General features: G+C 28.9%; 24 protein-coding genes and 1 other RNA gene. 15 read left to right on the top strand and 10 right to left on the bottom strand.

The annotated features are described in order from the left end of the window. The coding region (locus ABI549_RS03800) for a DNA cytosine methyltransferase (protein WP_348075125.1) at positions 1-298 on the top strand (298 nt) is incomplete at its 5' end. Here ABI549_RS03800 and ABI549_RS03805 read toward each other — a convergent pair. Then, the gene (locus tag ABI549_RS03805; RefSeq protein WP_348075126.1) at positions 274-1,038 is read right to left on the bottom strand and encodes an Eco47II family restriction endonuclease; all 765 of its coding nucleotides are present in this window, start codon (positions 1,036-1,038) and stop codon (positions 274-276) included. The genes ABI549_RS03800 and ABI549_RS03805 overlap by 25 nt on opposite strands. 195 nt (positions 1,039-1,233) lie before the next feature. Between ABI549_RS03805 and rnpB the strand changes: the two genes are divergently transcribed. Beyond that, positions 1,234-1,551, top strand: an RNA gene (gene rnpB, locus ABI549_RS03810) — RNase P RNA component class A. On the opposite strand, the gene ABI549_RS03815 is transcribed toward rnpB, so the two are convergent. Both ABI549_RS03815 and ABI549_RS03820 read right to left on the bottom strand, forming a co-directional pair. After that, positions 1,550-2,239 carry a response regulator transcription factor gene (locus tag ABI549_RS03815; RefSeq protein ID WP_348075127.1) on the bottom strand — a complete coding sequence of 230 codons (690 nt, stop codon included), beginning with the start codon at positions 2,237-2,239 and terminating at the stop codon, positions 1,550-1,552. The genes rnpB and ABI549_RS03815 overlap by 2 nt on opposite strands. A gap of 250 nt (positions 2,240-2,489) precedes the next feature. Further along, positions 2,490-3,848, bottom strand: coding sequence for a HAMP domain-containing sensor histidine kinase (locus ABI549_RS03820; protein ID WP_348075128.1), 1,359 nt, complete (start codon positions 3,846-3,848; stop codon positions 2,490-2,492). Positions 3,849-4,137: 289 nt separating this feature from the next. Between ABI549_RS03820 and ABI549_RS03825 the strand changes: the two genes are divergently transcribed. The 3 genes from ABI549_RS03825 (at position 4,138) to ABI549_RS03835 (ending at position 6,383) form a co-directional block, all read left to right on the top strand. Further along, complete coding sequence (locus tag ABI549_RS03825) at positions 4,138-5,115, top strand: dienelactone hydrolase family protein (protein WP_348075129.1); 978 nt, start codon at positions 4,138-4,140, stop codon at positions 5,113-5,115. A 101-nt stretch (positions 5,116-5,216) separates the two neighbouring features. Next, positions 5,217-6,074, top strand: a complete 858-nt coding sequence (locus tag ABI549_RS03830) for a hypothetical protein (protein ID WP_348075130.1) — start codon at positions 5,217-5,219, stop codon at positions 6,072-6,074. A gap of 111 nt (positions 6,075-6,185) precedes the next feature. Beyond that, complete coding sequence (locus ABI549_RS03835; protein ID WP_348075131.1) at positions 6,186-6,383, top strand: hypothetical protein; 198 nt, start codon at positions 6,186-6,188, stop codon at positions 6,381-6,383. Positions 6,384-6,400: 17 nt separating this feature from the next. Here the strand turns inward: ABI549_RS03835 and rsmD are convergent, their stop codons facing one another. Together rsmD and ABI549_RS03845 are read right to left on the bottom strand one after the other, a co-directional pair. Continuing rightward, a complete protein-coding gene (gene rsmD, locus ABI549_RS03840) occupies positions 6,401-6,985 on the bottom strand; it encodes a 16S rRNA (guanine(966)-N(2))-methyltransferase RsmD (protein ID WP_348075132.1) in 585 nt (194 codons plus the stop codon). After that, positions 6,976-7,800 (bottom strand): DUF3822 family protein, encoded by an 825-nt coding sequence (locus ABI549_RS03845; RefSeq protein WP_348075133.1) that lies wholly within the window; start codon positions 7,798-7,800, stop codon positions 6,976-6,978. The genes rsmD and ABI549_RS03845 overlap by 10 nt, the downstream gene beginning before the upstream one ends. Before the next feature lie 108 nt (positions 7,801-7,908). Between ABI549_RS03845 and ABI549_RS03850 the strand changes: the two genes are divergently transcribed. Both ABI549_RS03850 and kdsB read left to right on the top strand, forming a co-directional pair. Then, the gene (locus ABI549_RS03850) at positions 7,909-9,333 is read left to right on the top strand and encodes an ATP-binding domain-containing protein (protein ID WP_348075134.1); all 1,425 of its coding nucleotides are present in this window, start codon (positions 7,909-7,911) and stop codon (positions 9,331-9,333) included. Positions 9,334-9,527: 194 nt separating this feature from the next. Continuing rightward, positions 9,528-10,253, top strand: coding sequence for a 3-deoxy-manno-octulosonate cytidylyltransferase (kdsB, locus tag ABI549_RS03855; RefSeq protein WP_348075135.1), 726 nt, complete (start codon positions 9,528-9,530; stop codon positions 10,251-10,253). A 1-nt stretch (position 10,254) separates the two neighbouring features. Here kdsB and ABI549_RS03860 read toward each other — a convergent pair whose 3' ends face one another. Continuing rightward, positions 10,255-10,965: an ion channel gene (locus ABI549_RS03860; RefSeq protein ID WP_348075136.1), complete on the bottom strand. Its 711-nt coding sequence runs from the start codon at positions 10,963-10,965 to the stop codon at positions 10,255-10,257. A 19-nt stretch (positions 10,966-10,984) separates the two neighbouring features. Next, positions 10,985-11,644, bottom strand: a complete 660-nt coding sequence (locus ABI549_RS03865) for a methyltransferase domain-containing protein (RefSeq protein ID WP_348075137.1) — start codon at positions 11,642-11,644, stop codon at positions 10,985-10,987. A 53-nt stretch (positions 11,645-11,697) separates the two neighbouring features. On the opposite strand from ABI549_RS03865, the gene ABI549_RS03870 reads away from it, so the two are divergent. Then, positions 11,698-12,255: a 1-acyl-sn-glycerol-3-phosphate acyltransferase gene (locus ABI549_RS03870; protein ID WP_348075138.1), complete on the top strand. Its 558-nt coding sequence runs from the start codon at positions 11,698-11,700 to the stop codon at positions 12,253-12,255. A gap of 1 nt (position 12,256) precedes the next feature. Here ABI549_RS03870 and ABI549_RS03875 read toward each other — a convergent pair whose 3' ends face one another. Next, positions 12,257-12,736 (bottom strand): helix-turn-helix transcriptional regulator, encoded by a 480-nt coding sequence (locus tag ABI549_RS03875; protein WP_348075139.1) that lies wholly within the window; start codon positions 12,734-12,736, stop codon positions 12,257-12,259. A 303-nt stretch (positions 12,737-13,039) separates the two neighbouring features. Between ABI549_RS03875 and ABI549_RS03880 the strand changes: the two genes are divergently transcribed. The 3 genes from ABI549_RS03880 to ABI549_RS03890 all read left to right on the top strand — a co-directional run bounded on the left by ABI549_RS03880 (position 13,040) and on the right by ABI549_RS03890 (position 15,308). Further along, entirely contained in the window at positions 13,040-14,194 is a 1,155-nt protein-coding gene (locus ABI549_RS03880) for a M14 metallopeptidase family protein (RefSeq protein ID WP_348075140.1), read from the top strand. Positions 14,195-14,270: 76 nt separating this feature from the next. Further along, positions 14,271-14,750, top strand: a complete 480-nt coding sequence (locus ABI549_RS03885) for a winged helix-turn-helix transcriptional regulator (RefSeq protein WP_091477442.1) — start codon at positions 14,271-14,273, stop codon at positions 14,748-14,750. 42 nt (positions 14,751-14,792) lie between these two features. Then, entirely contained in the window at positions 14,793-15,308 is a 516-nt protein-coding gene (locus ABI549_RS03890; protein WP_348075141.1) for a DinB family protein, read from the top strand. Between the two features lie 3 nt (positions 15,309-15,311). Here the strand turns inward: ABI549_RS03890 and ABI549_RS03895 are convergent, their stop codons facing one another. Continuing rightward, positions 15,312-16,043 carry a YoaK family protein gene (locus ABI549_RS03895; RefSeq protein WP_348075142.1) on the bottom strand — a complete coding sequence of 244 codons (732 nt, stop codon included), beginning with the start codon at positions 16,041-16,043 and terminating at the stop codon, positions 15,312-15,314. Between the two features lie 6 nt (positions 16,044-16,049). Then, positions 16,050-18,143, bottom strand: a complete 2,094-nt coding sequence (locus ABI549_RS03900; protein ID WP_348075143.1) for a sulfatase-like hydrolase/transferase — start codon at positions 18,141-18,143, stop codon at positions 16,050-16,052. Between the two features lie 165 nt (positions 18,144-18,308). Between ABI549_RS03900 and ABI549_RS03905 the strand changes: the two genes are divergently transcribed. Genes ABI549_RS03905 through ABI549_RS03920 form a run of 4 tightly spaced genes read left to right on the top strand, consistent with a single transcriptional unit; the run spans position 18,309 to position 21,353 of the window. Further along, positions 18,309-18,737, top strand: a complete 429-nt coding sequence (locus ABI549_RS03905) for a thioredoxin family protein (RefSeq protein WP_348075144.1) — start codon at positions 18,309-18,311, stop codon at positions 18,735-18,737. Continuing rightward, entirely contained in the window at positions 18,737-19,714 is a 978-nt protein-coding gene (locus ABI549_RS03910; protein WP_348075145.1) for an FAD:protein FMN transferase, read from the top strand. The genes ABI549_RS03905 and ABI549_RS03910 overlap by 1 nt, the downstream gene beginning before the upstream one ends. Positions 19,715-19,718: 4 nt before the next feature. Beyond that, positions 19,719-19,928, top strand: coding sequence for a DUF4266 domain-containing protein (locus ABI549_RS03915; protein ID WP_348075146.1), 210 nt, complete (start codon positions 19,719-19,721; stop codon positions 19,926-19,928). A gap of 9 nt (positions 19,929-19,937) precedes the next feature. Next, complete coding sequence (locus ABI549_RS03920) at positions 19,938-21,353, top strand: DUF3570 domain-containing protein (protein ID WP_348075147.1); 1,416 nt, start codon at positions 19,938-19,940, stop codon at positions 21,351-21,353. Positions 21,354-21,355 lie beyond the last annotated feature (2 nt).

A 21,355-nucleotide genomic window follows, 5' to 3' on the forward strand; every position in this document is an offset into this window, starting at 1 on the left:
TGGCGGTGGAAAAACTGGAATTGCAAGGAGAATAGGTTGGGACGAACCTTGTTTAACTTTGACTTGTAGTCCAGCGCAAAAACAAACAGAAAGATGTCATCCAGAAGAAACCAGGCCGTTTACGGTTCGAGAATATGCGAGAATTCAAACTTTTCCTGATACTTGGAAATTTGAGGGTTCTATTGCACAACAATACAAACAAATTGGAAATGCAGTTCCTGTAAATCTTGGAAAAGAAGTTGGTTATTCGATTGTAAAATTTTTAAATACCTATTATAACTTGTCAAAACCTAAATAATAGCTATAGTTTTCGAAAGTAATTTGATTTAAAATTGTTCTTTGAGAAGTTTCAGTTTCTATTTTTATTTCGTCCAATGCAGAATTTTCTTTAATGGCATCACTTTTTTCAATAGAATTTAAATAATCGTTTATTGCCGTAGGTAATAATTTATATAGTTGAAAAAGTGCATTTTCTTTTCCCGAAAGTAAAGCGTAAAATTGGTCGCCAGAAATTTTGTAAACTCTACTATGACTATATTCTTTTCCGTTTATTTCGCCTTTCCATAAATCGTTAAAACTTCCTTTTGCAAGAATTTGAACCCAATAACATTTGGCTTGTTTATAATTATCTGCATAAGTTTTTAGTTTTTGAAATAAACTTTCTGCCGAGCTGCTGTTCATTGTATTGTGTTTGTTTTTAATGTCTGCAAACAAAGTATCATCGTTTGCTTTTATATCAAAGCCACTTAAATTTCCAACTTGAAAGCCTTTAATTCCTCCTAATATTTGTTCGTGAAAAGTTCCAATAGAATTATTTATAGATTTATCAATTTGACGTAATATTTCGGCTTGAATTAAACTTTCTTGATTAATGTCGTTGAATTGAGCGTCAAAAGTTAATTTAATTGTATCAACTTTGTTGCTGTAAAAATTCTTTTTTGTGATATTGTTCTTCGCTTTTAAATACGCTTTGTGAAGATTTGCAATGCAATTCAGCAAATGTTCGTCCGAAATAAAGTCAACATATTTATTTTTCATCTAATTCTGATTTATTATAATTTAAAGGCTAAAATAATACTTTTTATTACTAAAACATTATTAATTACCAAAATGCCCTAGCCCCGATAGCAGTGGAAATCCTTTTTTTATACCTGACAGGTTTCAAAAACCTGTCAGGTATAAAAAAAGATTGTAACGAATAGCGGAATTGGCTCCTAAAAAAACTATTTTTGCAGTGCAGACCGCCTTATCGTCGCCAATTTATTGGGGGAGGAAAGTCCGGACACCAGAGAGAAGCATAGCGGGTAACGCCCGTCGGGTTGAGCAATCGATCAAGGACAAGTGCAACAGAAAGTATGTACAGGTAATGCTGTAGTGAAACCAGGTAAACTCTATGCGGTGAAATTTCAAGTATATCGGTAGTTAAGGGCTTCTCGTCCGTTGCTGAAGGGTAGAAAGATGGAGCTTGTGAGTAATTGCAAGCCTAGATAAATGATAAGGTATCGTTAGTGATAACGAGAACAGAATCCGGCTTATAGGTCTGCTTTTTTTAGTTTTGAATCTTAAATTCTAAGCCTACATTGCGAATACTTTCGATTGTAATTCGATTATCGTTTGAGAAATATTTTCTAATTCGGCTTATAAAAACATCCATACTTCTTCCTGAAAAGAAATCGTCATTTCCCCAAATACTTTGCAAAATATCATTTCGTTTGATGAGTTGGTTTTTATTTTTTAGAAAAAATAAAATTATAGCAACTTCCTTTTCTGTAAGTCTTTGCGTGTGATTACCTAACTTTAATTCTAACCTATTCGGATCAAAAATGTAATTGCCTATTGTTATTTCATCGACCGAAATGGTTGTTTGATTTTTTTGCTTGCCTCTTTTTAAAATGTTGTTTAATCGCAAGACCAATTCATCTGCTTCAAAAGGTTTTACGATATAATCATCGGCACCCAATTGCAATCCTTTTAACTTGTCTTCTTTTAGTTTTCTGGCAGTTAAGAAAACAAATGGTGTTTCAGGATTGATATCGATTATTTTTTCGGCTAGTGTAAATCCGGCCATTTTAGGCATCATGACATCAAATACACAAATGTCGAAAGTTTCTTTTTGAAATAGGAGCAAGGCTTCTTCTCCGTCTTTTGCCCAAGTAATTTGATAATTATATAATTCGAGATATTGTTTGAGAACATCGGCAAAATCGAAATCGTCTTCGGCAAGTAGTACTTTTTTCATTTTTTAAATTTTCCTTAAAAATAAGCTGTTTCACAAAAATTCACAAAGGTTTCACGGAGATACTCAAAGAAATAAAAAGAATTTAAACTTTGTGAGTCTTTGTGTTTTTCTTCGTGTGTCTTTGTGAAATAGCTGTTTCACTAAGATTCACAAAGGTTTCACGGAGATACTCAAAGAAATAAAAAGAATTTAAACTTTGTGAGTCTTTGTGTTTTTCTTCATGTGTCTTTTTGAAATAATATTTTTTAATTTATGATGGAATACTAATATTAAAAACGGCTCCTTTACCTAAATCGCTAATCACAGCAATGGTTCCTTGGTGTGCTTTTATAATCTGATTTACATAAAATAAACCCAAACCCAATCCTTTAGTATTGTGTAGATTTCCTTGTTCTACTCGATAAAATTTATCAAAAAGTAAGGAATGTTTGCTTCTTGAAATCCCAATTCCGTCGTCTTGAATGCTAATATTGAATTGGTTATTGACTAATGAAGTTCTAATATTAATATGATTACAACCATATTTTACAGCATTTTCTAATACATTCTGAATGGCTGTTGTAAGATGAAATTTGTCAAGAAATAAGGAAGTTTGAGCGGTTTTAAATTCGGTTGCAATGACAATTGATGGATTAGAAATCTTAAAATCATTGATAATTGAATTTAAAAAAACTTCAGAATTTATCTTTTCCTTTTGCAATTCGATTTCGCTGTCTTCCAATGAATTATTTAAAACCTGATCGATTAATTGTTGCAAACGATTGTTTTGACGCGATATTGTTGCTACTAAATTATCAAAATGTTTTTCGTTATCTCGAATGTCTTTTCTTTCTAATATTTTAGTAGAAATGGCTAAAGTTGCTAATGGTGTTTTTAATTCGTGGGTAATGTTATTAATAAAATCGGTCTTGATATCGCTCACTTTTTTTTGCTTTATTAATGATTTTATGGCAATAACAAAAAGTGTAATTAGTGTGAGAATTGACAAAATTGCAAAGCATAAAATCATTGCCATTCGTCTCAGGATTATAGTTTCCCAATTGGCTACCGAAACATACAAAGCATCTTCGGTAAGTAATTTGAAATCAGAATTCAAGGCATTTCCGCTTGTGGTACCTACGTAATTTCGGACCAGAAAAGCATCGTCTAGGGAAGCTAAATCACCATATAATTTATTTCCAATAATTGGTTTTTCTGCAAAAATGGTATCTGCTGCTTTGGCATTGTTATACAATACAAATTTGTTGAGTATAATGGCAAAATCAAGCTGTAAATCTGGGATTTCTTGTTCGAATTTAAGTTGTAATTTATGCGTTAATTCTTTTTTAAATTGGTTTTGTAGAATGGTATTCTTAATTCTGTTTCGGGTTTTAGGATCTAAAATATAATTCATTGCCAATTCGCGATACAACAAATCTTTTTTGTTAAAAATAGTAGAATCGATATCACTATAATCGTTCGTGATATCAGCAATTTTGGTTTTTACTTCGTCTCTAAATTGTGCTACTTTATAATCATAAGTAGTTTTTACCAAATAAAATTGCATGGCAGAAAGTGCCATAAGCACCACAACCGAAAACAGAATTAATAAGTTGATTTTCTTCTTCATCACTCCAAAAATAATTGATTTTATGGAATAAAAAAGACATTAACCTAGCATTAACCTTCAATTAACTTTCAGATTCAAATTTTGAAACCAATTTTGCATTGATAATTGAATAGGAGCAAACGCTTTTAGAACTAATATGAAATTATTACCACATAGAATCATAGAAATTGAAACTTAAAAAAACACTTCGTTATATACTAGAGCACAATAGCTATGTTTTGAAAATTTATTTTCTAAATCTTTATGTGATAATTTTTTAAAAGTGTTTGTCCTGATAATTGAATAATAAATGAAAAAAATATTGCTAATTATGCTCTTAATTTCAAAAAATCACGCTGTTGCTCAAAAAATACCAGAGGATTTTGGTTACAGACAAATTTCATTCAAATTTCAAGATGATAAAGTAGATTTGATTGTTATTTCTAAAAAAGGAGAAGAGAAAATAGCCAAACCATTGTTCTTTTTTTGCCAAGGAAGTTTGCCAAGACCCGTTGTTATTTATGATGAAAAAGGATTATATGGAACTTTACCTTTTAATGAAACTCCTTTTTTAGATGATTTCCATATCATAATTATTGCCAAACCAACTATTCCAATTATTGCCAACGCCAACAGTTTATGTGAAAATTTCATGTACTTAAAGGACAAAGAAAATAAAATTCAACCCAAAGGTTATACTGATAGAAATTATTTAGATTATTATGTTTTTAGAAACAATTTTATTCTTAAACAATTGGTTAGAGAACGATGGGTTGACAAGAAAAAGCTCGTAGTTGCTGGACATTCTGAAGGAAGTACAATTGCTTCAAAAATGGCATTTCTATGTCCTAAAATAACACATCTTATTTATTCCGGAGGAAATCCTTTTGGTCGAATTGTCAATATTTTGGCAGATGCAGAAGATAAAGAAAATACAATAAATTACTGGAAAACGGTGGTCGAAAACAGTACTATTATCAATTACAATGGAGGGGATACATATAAAGCGACCTATAGTTTTTCGTTACCACAAAGAGAAAATTTAATGCAACTCAAAATTCCAATTTTAGTGACTTATGGTTCAAAAGATGTGGCAGCAAATTATAATGATTTATTTCAAATAGAAACTATTCGAGATCGAAAACAAAATTTTAGATTTATAAATTATCCTGGTTTAGAACATAATTTTTTTGCTGTAAACGAAAAATCAGAACCCATTTATGAGAAAGAAAATTGGGATAAAGTAGCAAATAATTGGCTAGAATGGATAAATAGTAAAGGGAATTAAAAATGAAAAAAATATAATTTATTGCCTTATTTTGTAATCTTTTGTATTGTAAGGCGCAAAAATTTGAAAAAATTATTATTTCTAAAACGGACACTTCTGAATTGTATGTAAATGACGAAGAAGCAACAGAACTTTTCTATTATAAATTTCTTCCAAAGAAAAATATAAAAGGCGTATTAGTCATTTTGCCTTCAGGTGGAGAACTTATTGAAAATACATTGAAACAAATAACGCTTCATAAATTAGCAGTCGAGAAAGGAATTATGGTAATTGTTCCTTCAATAAATTGGGGGACGGATAATCGAGATGCAGAATTTACTATTCTTGATAAAATTTTTAATGAAATTATTGATAAACATAAAGTCTCAAAAGACAAATTTATAATCGGCGGACTTTCGAATGGTGCAATGATTTCTTTGACTTACGCAGAAAAAACAGTTAAGAATACAGAAAAACATTTTTTAATTCCTAAAGGTATTTTTGCATTAGATGCGCCGTTAGACAACGCACGATTTTATAAATATTGCGAAAGAGAAATTGAAAGAAATATTTATCAACCAGCAGTAGATGAGGCAAAACGGATTAAGAATAATTGTGATAGTATTTACGGTGGTTCTCCCGATAAATTCCCTGAAAAATACCTAGAACATTCTATTTATTCTTTTGGGGCTAAAGATGGTGGAAACACAAAATATTTAAAAAATATGCCGCTTCTTATGTTTACCGATTTGGATACCAATTGGCTAATTAATCAAAGACATCGAGATTTGAATGACTGGAATGGAATTGATATAATTTCAATGATTAATCAATTAACAATAATGGGGAATGAAAAATCAAAAGTAATTCTTAGTCAAGGAAAAGGAGTTCGTTTAGATGGAACAAAAAATCCTCATTCTTGGTCTATTATGGATTCTAAAGTTTGTCTAAACTGGATTTTAGAATTGCTTGAAAAATAATAACTATTATATTTAATAACTAATTGTTTTAAAAATGTTATTTATAAGTTAAATTATTGATTATTAATTATTTGATTGTAAAATTCTTTAAATTTGATAAAAAATAAATTTATGGATATTCAAGAATTAAAAATAGCATTATTAAAAAGAATATTGAATATAGATAATATAGAGATTATTGAAAAAATCAACGATTTTATAAATGATGAGTTTGAGAATGATCTTATATTTAATATTTCTTCAGATTATAATGAAGAAACTGAAAAAGGTATAGAAACCATTATAAGAATGGTTGGAGAGTTTAAATAAATTTAAAAATGATCACACTAGCTTTCAAATTCGTCGTCTTGATCATCAGTTTCCTCATCGCTTTGTTCTAGTTCGAAGAAAGTAAAAACTGAGCCACCATAACCTTTATCATAAGAAAAATTTTCCATATGGTCGAGTTTGGTGTATTTAGAATGTTCGATAACCATCATACCATCGTCTTCTAACAATTCGTTTTCAAAAACCAATGTAATTATTTTTTCAAAATCTTTTTGATCCATTCCGTATGGCGGATCGGCAAAAATAATGTCGTAACTGGCTTTATTTTTCTCTAAGAAAGCGAAAACATCACTTTTTATCGGTGTAATATCAAAATCGAATTCTTTAGTAGTTTTTCTAATAAAATTTACGCAGCCCATATCGCCATCTACACTAGTAATTGGCTTACAACCTCTAGATGCAAATTCATAACTAATACTTCCGGTTCCTGCAAATAAATCCAGAACACGAAGTTCTGTAAAATTGAAATTATTATTTAAAATATTAAACAATGCTTCTTTACACATATCAGTCGTAGGTCGAACTGGCAAGTTTTTGGGTGGACTAATTCGTCGTCCTTTGTATTTTCCTGAAATTATTCGCACGTGTGTAAGGGTATAAAATTTTGTAAATATTCTTCTTGAGAAATGGTATTCTCTATGCTGTTATGATTAAAAAATAAAGACACATTTCGTATGTATTTATAAGAAACTTGGTATAAATTACTTTCTTTAGAAACCGTTCCAAAAAGTTTTAATTGTACTGTTTCTGGGTTCAAATTAAGCTGTTCGGCTACAAAAAGTAAGTAATAAATAAAATCTTCTTCGGTTTTATAATCAAATGTATTAAAAAGTAAAAGCTTCTGATTTTTAGCGGCTATAATCTGAAAATTATCAGATTGAATATGAACATACAACTGAGTTTCATCGATATTTTTGGAAAATTCTAATACTTTTTTGACTAAAATAGTAAAGGAATGTTTGTAATTGAAACTTCCAAAACGATCTATCAGGAAATTATTAATATTCACATACGGAATGTAAACAGTAACCATGTCGTTATTAGTAACCAAATCATAAGCAAAAAAATCGGACTCAAAAACCTTTGTATTGTATTGTAAATAGCTACCTAAATATTGTGCATCAAATAAAACTGACGGCACAAAAGTGAGCAAGTTATTGTTGTGTAAAACAGTGATTTCGTCGAAACTTGCATTTAATTCCGGGGTTTCATTAAAAAATTTGATTAATGATTGTTCAATTTCTGTTGGATTAGAAATTTTATCGAAATAATAATGATGAATTGTTTCAATGCTATCTTTCAACGTATCTTTTATACAAAAAGAAGCTTCAGTTAATGAAACTTGAAGTACTAAATTTTTATATTTTTTTTCCAGAATTGTAGCGTTAGCTGAAGACATAATGGTTTTAAATCATTGAAAAGCAAATCTACAATTTTTTTTACTTTAATAAACAAACAAGTTAATTTTGATGTGTATATTTGAAATATAATATTTTATAAAAAATAAATGAATGCTTCCTTGTTTTACAGTATTTTACAAAAAAAATTCCCGTTTAAACCGACCGTAAAACAAGATATTTTCTTTCAGCAAATTGCAGAATTTATTACAAACAGTAATAAAGACGAGATTTTTGTACTTAAAGGTTATGCTGGAACAGGTAAAACAACCGTAATTTCGACCATTGTAAATAACCTAATCGAGATTAATAAAAAGTATGTTTTACTCGCGCCAACTGGTCGTGCAGCAAAGGTAATTGCTAATTATTCTAACAAACCAGCATTTACCATTCATAAAAAAATATATTTTCCTAAAAAAACATCTGGCGGAGGTGTTTCATTCACATTGCAACCCAACAAACATAAGAACACCATCTTTTTTATAGACGAATCATCGATGATTTCTGATGTAAATACCGAATCGAAATTATATGAAAACGGATCGCTTTTAGATGACTTAATTTCCTATGTATATTCAGGCGATAATTGCAAAATGATTCTGTTAGGTGACACAGCTCAATTGCCACCAGTTCAATTAGATATATCTCCAGCATTAGATACAGATACTTTGAGTTTGCATTACAATAAAGACGTCTATTCTATCGAATTTGATGAAGTCATGCGTCAAGAAGAAAACTCAGGAATTTTGTATAATGCTACCGAACTTCGAGAGTTACTAAAAGATGTATTTTTCGATAGTTTCAAATTTAATCTCAAAGGATTCAAAGATATTGTTAGATTGTCTGATGGTTATGATATTCAAGATGCCATAAATTCTGCATATAGCAATTATAGTATCGAAGACACCGCATTTATAGTTCGTTCAAATAAACGCGCCAATCAATACAATCAGCAAATTAGAACCAAAATTCTAGATAAAGAAAGCGAACTTTCCACAGGAGATTTTCTAATGGTTGTAAAAAATAATTACTTTTGGTTAAAAGATTCTGACGAAGCTGGTTTTATTGCCAATGGAGATATTATAGAAGTCTTGGACATTCGAAATATAAAAGAATTATACGGATTCAAATTTGCCAATGTCAAGATACGAATGGTCGATTATCCTGATCAAAAACCGTACGAAACCGTTCTGTTATTAGATACCATTTCGAGCGAATCGCCGTCATTATCCTACGAAGAATCGAATAGATTGTACGAAGAAGTGATAAAAGATTATGAAAATGAAACGACTAAATATAAGAAATTTCAGAAAGTAAAAGAGAATGAATATTTTAATGCCTTGCAAGTCAAATTCTCTTACGCTATAACCTGTCACAAATCACAAGGCGGACAATGGAATACCGTTTTCATAGAGCAACCCTATTTACCAAACGGAATCGACAAAGATTATATTCGCTGGTTATATACCGCTATGACAAGAGCAAAAGATAAGTTATATTTGATAGGTTTTAAAGATGAAAATTTCACAGAATAAAATAATTTGGGCGTTACCCTCCCGAAAAAGTCGGGTCGGGCTTTCGGCTATATCTTTTTCTGGAGAAAAACCAGAAAAAGGATACCGCCTCAATCCCTAACGCTAATAGATCCAATAAAAAAATCTTTTTAATCTCTGACAAAATAAAAAACCTAAAAACCTTATATTCCTCAGAACCTTAGAACCTAAAAAAAATGAAAATAATCGCAGTAATTCCAGCGCGCTACGCCTCAACAAGATTTCCAGCCAAACTTATGCAAGATTTGGGCGGAAAAACAGTTATTCTAAGAACGTATCAAGCAGCAGTTGAAACCAATTTGTTTGATGATGTTTTTGTAGTAACAGATTCTGATTTGATATATAATGAAATTGTTTCCAATGGTGGAAAAGCCATTATGAGCATCAAAGAACACGAATCGGGTAGTGACCGAATAGCAGAAGCCATCGAAAATCTTGATGTTGAAATTGTGGTCAATGTACAAGGAGATGAACCTTTTATAAATAAAGAACCACTCGAAAAAGTGATTGAAGTTTTTAGAAATGATGTTGATAAGAAAGTAGATTTGGCTTCCTTAATGAGAAATATCACTGATAAAAATGATATTCAAAATCCAAATAATGTCAAAGTAATTGTCGACCAACAAGGATTTGCTGTGTATTTTTCTAGGGCAGTAATTCCGTATCCAAGAGAAGAAAATGTGGGTGTTAGATATATGCAACATATTGGTATTTATGCTTTTAGAAAACAAGCGTTATTAGATTTTTATCATTTACCCATGTTATCGCTCGAAGCTTCCGAAAAACTAGAACAACTTCGCTATTTAGAATATGGAAAACGCATCAAAATGGTCGAAACCACTCATGTAGGAATAGGAATTGATACGATTGAAGATCTAGAAAAGGCGAGGGAAATAGTATAAATTAATCTTCATTATCATGATCAAAATAACCCTTACTCTTAATCTTTGTAGAAAAGAAATTAAGAAATAGGACTACAAAAAACAAGAAAAGTAACGCTTGCATACTCACTAAAAATTTTCCAAAAATGGTTACAGGGTAAAAATCTCCATAACCTATAGAGGAAGAGGTAATAATGCTAAAATAAACAGCATCAAACCAGTGCGTAAATTCTTTGTTTAAATAATTCCCGAAAGAATATAAAACAGCAAAAGCTAAGACAATTTCCATATAATTAAAAAAAAGTAAAAGCATCGAACGTTTATAAGAGCGTGGGCGAGAAAATAAATCGGAAGCAAAAATCAAAGTTGGTATATACAACACTGTTTCTAGTAAGACATAAACCATCACTATTATTATATATATATTATGTTGCCATTCATTTATTAATATTATAAGCGGAAACATAACTTTTGCTAATACGTAAATATCTAAAGCTAAATCTTGATATTCATAACCTTTTTTGTTGGCAAAATATTTAATATATATTCCAGGAAAAAGCATTTGAGAAGAGGATAGAAACAATCGTATTATTTTTTCTATTCCGTTATCATCTTGATGATCATTATTCCAAATCGATTTTATATTTTCTATACGCTTCTGAATAGGATTGTATTTTGGTTTGTCTTTTGGTAAAACATTACCTAACAGAAGTTTTTTGATATTATTTTTCATATCTAGATAAAATTTTCAATTAATTCAGAATTAACAATTCGTTGTCTCCTTCAAGATTAGGTATTCTTTGCAGTGTTCTATTTTTTGATTTTATAAGCTTTACAAATTTTTCATTTCGAATTTGAGCTGAATTGTCACTTACAATGGTATTAAAAATCACAAAACCATTAGTATTTAAAATATTTAGCACATTAGAAATAAATGTATTTTCAAAAAGAAAATCAGGCATAATATTATCTTCAAAAATGTCAATAATTATAAGATCGTATGTTTCTTTAGTTTCTGCTATAAATTTTTCAGCATCAGTAATAATGATTTGGAGGTTATCTATTTTATCTAATCCAAAATATTTGTTTGCAAGATTTATAGTTTCAGCATCTATTTCGATACCAGCTATTTTTCCTATATAACCTATTTCGTTTACCAAAGTTTTAATAACACTTCCGCCTGCAACACCTAGTATCAGAGTACTATCTAATGATTTAATTTTTTCAAAACCAATTTCTTTCAGACCAAAACGCAATACCTTTTGTAAATTCCCATAAGAAAAATTAGTGTTTTTAGAATCTAAGACTAATTGCCCATTGTTCCAAGTTATTTCGAGATTTTTGTTAATATCAGATTTTGTCTCGTATATCTTTATTGGGATTAAATAACTTAAAAGTCGTTTGAAATTCATAATTTGCCTTTTCAAATAGTAAATATAATGCTATTTTTGGTAAAATATTAGAAATGAAAAAACGGATATATAAGTTAATTTTCTTTAAATTCATGGGTTGGGAAATTAACGGAACCATTTCTCCCGACATAAAAAAATGCATCATGATTGTTGTGCCACATACTAGTGCACATGATTTTTATTTGGGAATTTTTACAAGAGGAATTTTAGATTTAGAAATGAATTTTGTTGCTAAGAAGGAATTATTTAGATTTCCTTTTGGAGCTTATTTTCGTTGGATGGGAGGAGAGCCGCTAGACAGAAAAGGAGGACTAAATAAAGTAGATGCTATTGCAAATATTTTTACTAAAAGAGAAATTTTTCGTCTTGCCATTGCGCCAGAAGGAACTCGTAAAAAAGTTACCGAATGGAAAACAGGTTTTTATTATATTGCTCAAAAAGCCAATGTACCCATTATTCCTGTAATTTTCAATTTTGGAAAAAAAGAAGTAAAGCTATGCGAACCATTTTATCCAACTGGTAATATTGAAGTAGATCTTAAAATATTAGAACAAAATTATGTTGGTGTTTTAGGAAAAATTTCGGAAAATAGTTTTGTTCCAAAAAAATAATTTATTCAGGCAAATAATTTTTGAAACTACCGTTTTTGTAAAAAATAACAATTCGTTCAATTTCTGACACATTTTTTGTACTTAGCATATTTCCCGTATTTGAAAAATTATTTTTTATATTTTCAAATACGGGATTTTTTTGCGCTTGATTTTCATCAGAAAATAAATTAGGTAAATCTTCGGTTTTATAATCTTCCGTATTATTTTTTAAAATAGGAGGAGTAGTTTGAAAATTTGTTTCAATTTTAATTTCTGACTTCGGAAAATTTCCTTTTCCATTCAAAATCCAATATAAATCTACTTCGGGAAAATTCTCAATAATTTTAAGGATCAAATCTAAACTTGGTTTGTTTCTGCCTGAGAGAAGGTGAGACAAACTAGAACGTTGCACACCAACTTTATCAGCAAATCCTGAAGCCGATAAGCTGTAATAATCAAGTATTATTTCGAGCCTTTTTATAAAATCATCTATGTTTACCATTGTAAATTCATGTTAAATAAATAATAGGTTACAAATGTAAACAATAGTATTCATATATCCTATTTTACAATTGTAAAACATTAAATGTAATTAATAAAACACTTTAACTTAATACATTTAAAATATTGATAATCAATAACTTATTATTTAATTATATAAATGTAAATTTAACAATATCAATACATAAGATACTAGCTGTATAATCAATTATAACTGTTTACAAATCACAATTAGATGACGATTTTATTTGTTTACAATTGTAAATAATAAGATGTTTACTTTTGTAAACTATAAATTAATACTATGAATTTAATTGAAATATACTCCGAAATAAAACAACAAAAACTCTTTGGCAGATACATTACAAATAAACATATAGAGCCAATTTTAGAAAGTTTATCAAATGATTTTGGAGTTTCTACTATAGGTTGTTCTGTAAATAAAAAACCAATATATGCTGTAAAAATTGGAACTGGCTCTAATAAAATATTAATGTGGTCGCAAATGCATGGAAACGAATCGACAACCACAAAATCACTTTTTGACTTGTTTAATTTCTTAAAACAAGATTCTGTAGAAGCTGAAAATATAAAAAAAGAGTTTACCTTATTATGTATCCCAATTTTAAATCCAGATGGAGCGGAAGCTTATACTCGTGTAAATGCTAATGAAATAGATCTAAATCGTGATTCTGTAAATTTATCGCAGCCGGAAAGCCTGTTGCTGAGAAAAATGTTTGATGATTTTAAACCAGATTATTGTTTTAATCTTCATGATCAGCGTACTATTTTTTCAGCAGGAAATACTAGAAACCCTGCAACAGTTTCTTTCTTAGCGCCTGCATATGATGAATCTAGAGATTATAATGATGTTCGCCGTAAAGCTATAAGTGTTATTGTTGCAATGAATGATGAATTACAAAAATATATTCCTAATCAGGTGGGACGATTTGATGATTCGTTTAATATAAATTGTATTGGAGATATGTTTCAGTCTCTAAATGTGCCGACTATACTTTTTGAAGCGGGTCATTATCAAGGTGATTACGAGCGGGAAGAAACTCGAAAGTATATCTTCGTTGCATTAATGTCTAGTTTACAATTTATTTACAATAACGATACAATAGAAGATAAAACTACAAATTATGTAAATATTCCTCAAAATAGAGTGTTGTTTGTCGATTTTGCTTACAGAAACTTTAATGTTAATTGTAATTCATTAAATATAATTACTACCTTTGCGGCCCAGTATAAAGAAATTCTTATAGACAACAAAATTGTTTTTGAAGCTTATTTTACTGAAATTAAAGATGGATTAGCATTTTTTGGACATCAAGAATATGATGGAGAAGAAGGAGATTATAGTGATGATTCTAATAATGTTCCGGAAATTGGTAAAAAAGCAAATTTTTATTTAAATAAAAACATAAAATTTGTTAATGGTTTGATAAAAATGTAATAAATTTGTTTTAAATTTAATTAAAGTTTAAAAAATAAAGAATATTTTTACGATTATATAATATAAATAAATAGTTATGAGTAAGTTTCGCTTAGATGAAGTTGATCACCAAATTCTTGATATGTTAATTGATAACACAAGAATACCATTTACAGACATTGCAAAAAAATTGTTAATTTCTGCTGGAACAGTTCATGTTCGTGTTAAAAAATTAGAAGATGCTGGAATTATTCAAGGTTCTTCATTAACCCTTGATTATGAGAAATTAGGATATTCTTTTATTGCTTATGTAGGTGTATTTCTTAACAACACTTCGCAAACAAAATTTGTATTGGAAAGAATTAGTGAGATTCCTTATGTTACTGTAGCTCATGTTACTACAGGAAAATTTAATATATTTTGTAAAATTAGAGCACGAGATACAAAACATGCTAAAGATGTTATTTATATGATAGATGACATAGAAGGTGTTTATAGAACAGAAACAATGATTTCCCTTGATGAAAGCATCAACGATAAGAAAAGATTAATGCATACAATATTCAAAAATATGTAATATAAAGTTCGCTTCGGCGGACTTTTTTTATATCTTTATTTTATGAAAAATATACTAAATTCAGATTATCCAGCCTATTTTGAAACCTATATAAATCATGTTCAAAATGATGATTGTATTCTTGCAATGGAGGAAAACTTAAACGATTTTATAGTTTTTATTGAAAATATTCCGCTAGAAAAATATAATTATAAATATCAAGAGAATAAATGGACTATTAAAGACATAGTTCGTCATATTATCGACACAGAAAGAATTTTTGCATATAGGGCTTTGCGTTTTTCAAGATTTGATAGAACACCAATTCCAGGATTTGAAGAAAATGATTATGCAGCAAATGTAGATACAGCGAAAATTGAAATGACTGATTTACTTCAGGAATTTATATTGGTTAGAAAATCGACAATAAAGTTATTTGAAAGTTTTTCCGAAGTAATGTTATTTGCAAAAGGAATTGCATCAGGAAATGAGATGTCAGTATTAGCAGTTGGGTTTATTGTTTCTGGACATGTTATTCATCATCAAAATGTAATAAAAGAAAGATATTTATCAAATTAAATATTAATGATTTAAAGTTTTTCTTTTTATAACAAAAAATTGTAAACGAATATAATCATATAAAAGTGCAACAAGAAGAAAAAAAGCAGCTACAAATAGTGTCTGTAACTTTAATTCTTGGTATATAAACCCTCCTAAAAGGCAACCAAGAAAAAAGAATGTAATAATAGATATTCTTAAAAAAATATTAGTTTTTAGACGTTTTATTTCTTCAATTTTTTTATAGAAAAAAAGTTGTGATAATTCTATTCCTAAATCGGTAAAAAGACCTGTTAAATGGGTTGTTCTTACTGTAGATTGTGAAATTTTAGTTACTAATGAATTTTGTATTCCCATAGCAAATAACATAGCAAAAGCAATTATTTTTCCTTCTAAAAATCTTAATTCATAATAATTTCCAAAAAGTCCAATTAAAAATAAAACTAATATTTCTAGAGAAATAGGAATAACGTGTGATAATTCTGGATTTTTGTTATGTACTAATTCAGTCAGAAAATTAGAAGTAAATGAACCAATTAAAAAGAAAATAATAAACATAAAAAATGTTAACGCCGTCGAATAATTATGCTTCATTATCTCTTCAGCAAAAAACGCAAAATGTCCAGTTACATTAGTTGTTAGTGTTTGTATAGCTAAAACTCCAGTAATATTTACTAATCCTGCAACAAAAGACAATAGAGTCGCTAATCGCAAATTATGTAAGAAAGTTCTATTTTTTCCTTTATGTCGAAACATAATTTATTATTTCTGATATTTCTTCTTTTTCAACATATCCGAAGCTGTTTGGTAATAAGAAATAGTTTCATTTACTAAATCTGTTCTTTCTTTTTCTAAAGGCTTTTGTTCATACATTAACTGAAATTCTGCTCCAACTTTAGGATTTGGCAATAAAGTAAGACTCGATTGTTTTACTTGTTGTTTAGGAGAAATTATAGTTAGAATATTATCTTTTATGAAACCTAAATTTTGATAAGTAGCAATTAATGCTCTTGGTTTGTAGTCTTCTTTTAAAACATCTTGACCGAAGAATTTGCTTTGATAATTAAAATTTAACAATCCAAATAACGTAGGCATAATGTCTATTTGTGACATCATATTATTATAATGTGTTGGTTGTACAAAATCTGGCGCATAAATCATTGCTGGAATTCGGTATTTATCAACGGGAAGCTCGGTTTTTCCTGAACTAGATGCGCAATGATCTGCAAGAATAACAAAAATGGTATTCTTAAACCATGGTTGCTTTTTAGCCATAATAAAAAATTGCTTCATGGCATAATCTGTATATTTTACACCACCTTCACGAGATTTTGCATCCCCAGAAATATCAATTTTGCCGTTAGGATAAGTAAAAGGTCGGTGATTACTCACAGTCATAATATGATTAAAAAAAGGTTTGTTTTCCTTTGCTTCTTCATTCATGGTTTTTATCGCTTTTTTGTATAAATCCTCATCACAAACTCCCCATACATTAGAAAAAGTAATTTCTTCAGGTTTGAAAGTTTTTTTATCTACAATTCCGTAACCATTTCCAGAAAAGAAATCTTCCATGTTATCGAAATATGCATCTCCACCATAAATATATTTTACATTATAACCTTTTTTTGCAAAAACACTTCCAGTCGAGAATTTATTCTTGTTGTCTTTTCTTTTTACAACACTTTCTCCAGCAGTAGGAGGAATGCACAATGTAACGGATTCTAAACCACGAACAGTACGATTTCCTACAGCATATAAATTTGTGAATAGTAAACTTTTTGTAGCTAAACTATCTAAAAAGGGAGTGATATTTTGTTCATTTCCATAAGTTTTTAGGAAATCAGCACTATAACTTTCAATAGTTATTAACACTACATTTTTGTGATTTTCGGCAGCTTCAGCTTTTATATTTCTTAAAGTTGATTCGTTAGAAATAGTAGAAATTTGATTTTTTAAAATGGCAAATGCTTCATTATTAGGTAATGTTTTGTAAAATTTAAAATAATCTAATTCACTATTTGTAAATGCTAAATAAAATTTATGCAATCCGTTAGCTTGTAATTCATTAGCAAATATATTTTGAGAATTTTCTTTATTTGACAAAAAAGGGATTGCTAACAAGGAAAGTGCAAATAAGGCAAAATAAATTCCTGAAATTTTCATTTTTTCAACGAAAGTTGGAATTTCATTTAAATAATTTTTAGATCTTTTTACAATTACATAAGTGATTAATCCGGCGATTAGAAACAATCCTGAAAATATAGGAATAACAGGATAAGATTGCATGATATTTCCAATTACTTCATTGGTATAAACTAAATAATCGACTGCAATAAAATTGTATCTTACTCCAAATTCGTTCCAAAATAAGTATTCACTTATGGCATTTTGCATGATGCAAACAACAAATATAAAAAGGACAAATGAGAACATCCAAAATCTAAATTTGCTTCTATACTTAGGTAAAAATAAAAATAATCCAAATAATAATGTTTTAATAAAGATAAAAGCAATGCCAATTTCTGGCAAAGCACCACCATATTCATTTAAAATGGTATTAAAAAATGAAACATAAATAAGTAATGCAACTAACAATCCAAAAATTACATAACCATATGGTTTTAAGTATTTTGAATTAGATAAAAATATTAAATATAACCACAGAAAAAAACTAGCAACAATAAAAACAAAAAAGTCAGATAGTAAGCCAAATCCAAAGATTTTGATAGTTTCTAAAAATCCAAATGAAGATTGAGTTATAGGGTGAAATAATAAAATTATTCTTGAAATTAGACTTACAATTATATAAAGAATGGTAAGATTGTAAAAAGGAGATAATTTTTTTAATAATTTCATAAAAGGATTGTTTTTTTACAAAAATAGTGAAATTATTGTTTTGAGTCTTGATATTACTTCTCCAAAAGACAATTTCTAACTTAATATTTACTTAATTATCTTAGAAACAAGAAATAGTAGAAATTATAATGCTATTTTTACTAAAGTTATTTAATAATAATTACGATGAAAAAGTTACTATTCTACTCATTATTTTTTACTTCTTTATTTAGTTATTCTCAAGATTGGAAATCAAATTTTGAAGAAGCGAAGGTTCAAGCTGAAAAGGAAAATAAAAATATATTTTTAGTGTTTTCAGGTTCAGATTGGTGTGCACCTTGTATTAAGCTGGATAAAAATGTTTGGCAATCTGAGGCTTTTAAAAATGAAACAAATTGGATTTTATATAAAGCCGATTTTCCAAAGAAAAAGGAACATCAGCTTTCGGACGAGCTAGTAGCAAGCAATAAAAAATTAGCTGATAAGTATAACAAAACAGGAATTTTTCCATTGGTGTTACTTTTAAATAAATCAGGAAAAGTTTTAGGAATGTCAAGTTACAAAAAGATTTCTGCTGAAGATTATATCAAAATGATTAAAGACTTCGAAAAATAATGAAACTAATATTTATACCTTTTTTTTTACTTACAATAGCATCTTATGGACAAATGATCTATAAGAAAAAATTATCAATGCTTGGTAGTCCGTTCGAAATTACAGTTGTAGCAAAAGACACTATACAAGGTAATGAATATGCAAATTTAGCAGTCTTAGAGGTTAAAAGAATAGAAAATCTTATTTCCGATTGGATTCCAACAACTCAAATTTCTCAGGTAAATAAATATGCTGGAATAAGAGCTGTAAAAGTAGATGAAGAAGTTTTTGATTTAGTTGAAAGAGCTTTAAAAATATCAAAAATAACAAACGGAGCTTTTGATATTTCTTATGCTTCAATGGATAAAATTTGGAAATTTGATGGTAGTATGACTGAAATGCCTACAGAAGAAGCTATTAAAAAATCGGTTGAACGAATTGGTTATCAAAAAGTTATATTAGATAAAAAAAATCAAACCATATTTTTGAAAGATATAGGAATGAAGTTGGGTTTAGGAGGTATTGGACAAGGTTATATTGCAGATAAAATAAAAGAATTATTACAAACTAACGGGTCTATTTCGGGGATTGTAAACGTTTCGGGAGATATAAATACTTGGGGAAAACAACCTGATGCGAAACCTTGGACTGTTGCTATTATAAATCCAATAAATAAGAATAAAGTTTTTGCTACATTTCCTCTCAATGACAGTGCTGTAGAAACCTCTGGTAGTTATGAAAAGTATGTTACTTTTAATGGTATTAGGTATTCACATATTATAGATCCGAGAACAGGATATCCTGCACAAGGAGTAGTTAGTGTTTCTGTATTTGCAAAACAAACTGAAATTGCAGACGCACTTGCAACAGGAATTTTTGTTTTAGGTGTAGATGTTGGACTAGATTTAGTAAATCAAATTAAAGGAATTCAGTGTATTATAGTAGATGATAAGGGTAAGATTCATACATCTAAAGGGATTAATATTGAAAATAAATAAAAAAATGAGAAAAGGTTTATTAATAATATTACTTTGTTTGGTTTTGCAATCATGTAATGCTGTAAAAGAGTATGAAAAAGAAAAAATAAATGATCCAGAAATGAAACTTGCTGCTAGAACTGTTGAAAAGTATGAAACAACGTTTCAAGTATATAGAGAAGCTGCTGCAGGAGCAAATGGAGGAAAATCTGGCGGAGGTTGTGGATGCAATTAATTTATAAAAATGAAAAAATATATTATTTATTATACTTTATTTATTAGTCTATTTGCTCTTGCACAAGAGAAAGACACTACAATTGTATTCAAAAAAAGAGTTTTAGAAAGTACAGAAGTTGATTTTTTAAACAGTTATTATAATCAAAAAGGAAATCATTCTGCAGTAGGAGGAGGAATAGGTTCAGAAAAACTGTCTGACTTTGCATCAAATATAACTGTAGCTATGCCGCTAAATGATGATGATGTTTTAACAGTTGATATTGGTATTTCAGCTTATTCATCAGCATCATCAAGTAATATAAATCCTTTTAATTCAAGTACTACTGGAGCGTCTGGAAACACAACGACTTCACCTCCTAAAGGTACTCCGTGGCAAGCATCATCAGGCGCTTCAAAAAGTGACCAACTAATAGGACTAACTGCAAATTATAGCCATAGTAGTGATGATAGAAATTTTATTTGGAATGCAGATGTTGCTTTTTCAAATGAATTTGACTACACATCAATTGGTTTTGGAGGAGGAGTTACTAAGCTTTTTAACGAAAAAAATTCTGAAATTTCATTAAAATTAAATGCATATCTTGACCAATGGAGACCTATTTATCCGACAGAACTTCATGAGTACGGAACCTATGGCTCAAATTTTCAATACAACGGTTTTTTAAGAGGTGTAACAATCTTAGACCAAGGCGGAAATGCAACAACAGCTTATTTACCTAATAAATTTAAAAATTGGACTTCAACAAGTAGAAATTCTTACTCAGCATCAGTTAGTTTTTCTCAAGTATTAACAAAAAAGACGCAATTTTCTTTGTTTTTTGATATTTTAAAGCAAGAAGGAATGCTTTCTACACCATATCAAAGAATTTATTTTGCTGACAAAGCTAATTATTATATAGGAATTGCTAGCTATATTCCAATTTATGAAACTTCAAACAATATTGGTGTTTATCAATTAGCAGATGATGTAGAAAGATTACCAAATTCTCGTTTCAAATTACCAGTAGGTTTTCGTTGGAACTATTATATAAACGAAAAATTTACTTTAAGAACTTATTATAGATATTATTGGGATGATTGGGGAATTAATTCACAAACAGCAAGTATCGAAATTCCTTATAAAATATCAGATAAATTCACCATTTATCCAACATATAGGTATTATGTTCAAAATGCGTCAAAATATTTTGCTCCCTTTGAAAAACATCTTTCAACAGAACAATATTATACTTCGGATTATGATTTATCAACCTTTAAATCAAATCAATATGGTTTTGGTGTAAATTACACAGATATTTTTACCACAACACAAATTTTTGGTTTGGGTATCAAAAATATAGATTTTAGATTCAATCATTACAACAGAAATGATGGTTTATCTGCTAATATTGGTTCTATTGCTTTTAAATTTATAATGCAATAAAT

The sequence above is a fragment of the Flavobacterium sp. genome, assembly GCF_039932285.1.
Classification (GTDB): domain Bacteria; phylum Bacteroidota; class Bacteroidia; order Flavobacteriales; family Flavobacteriaceae; genus Flavobacterium.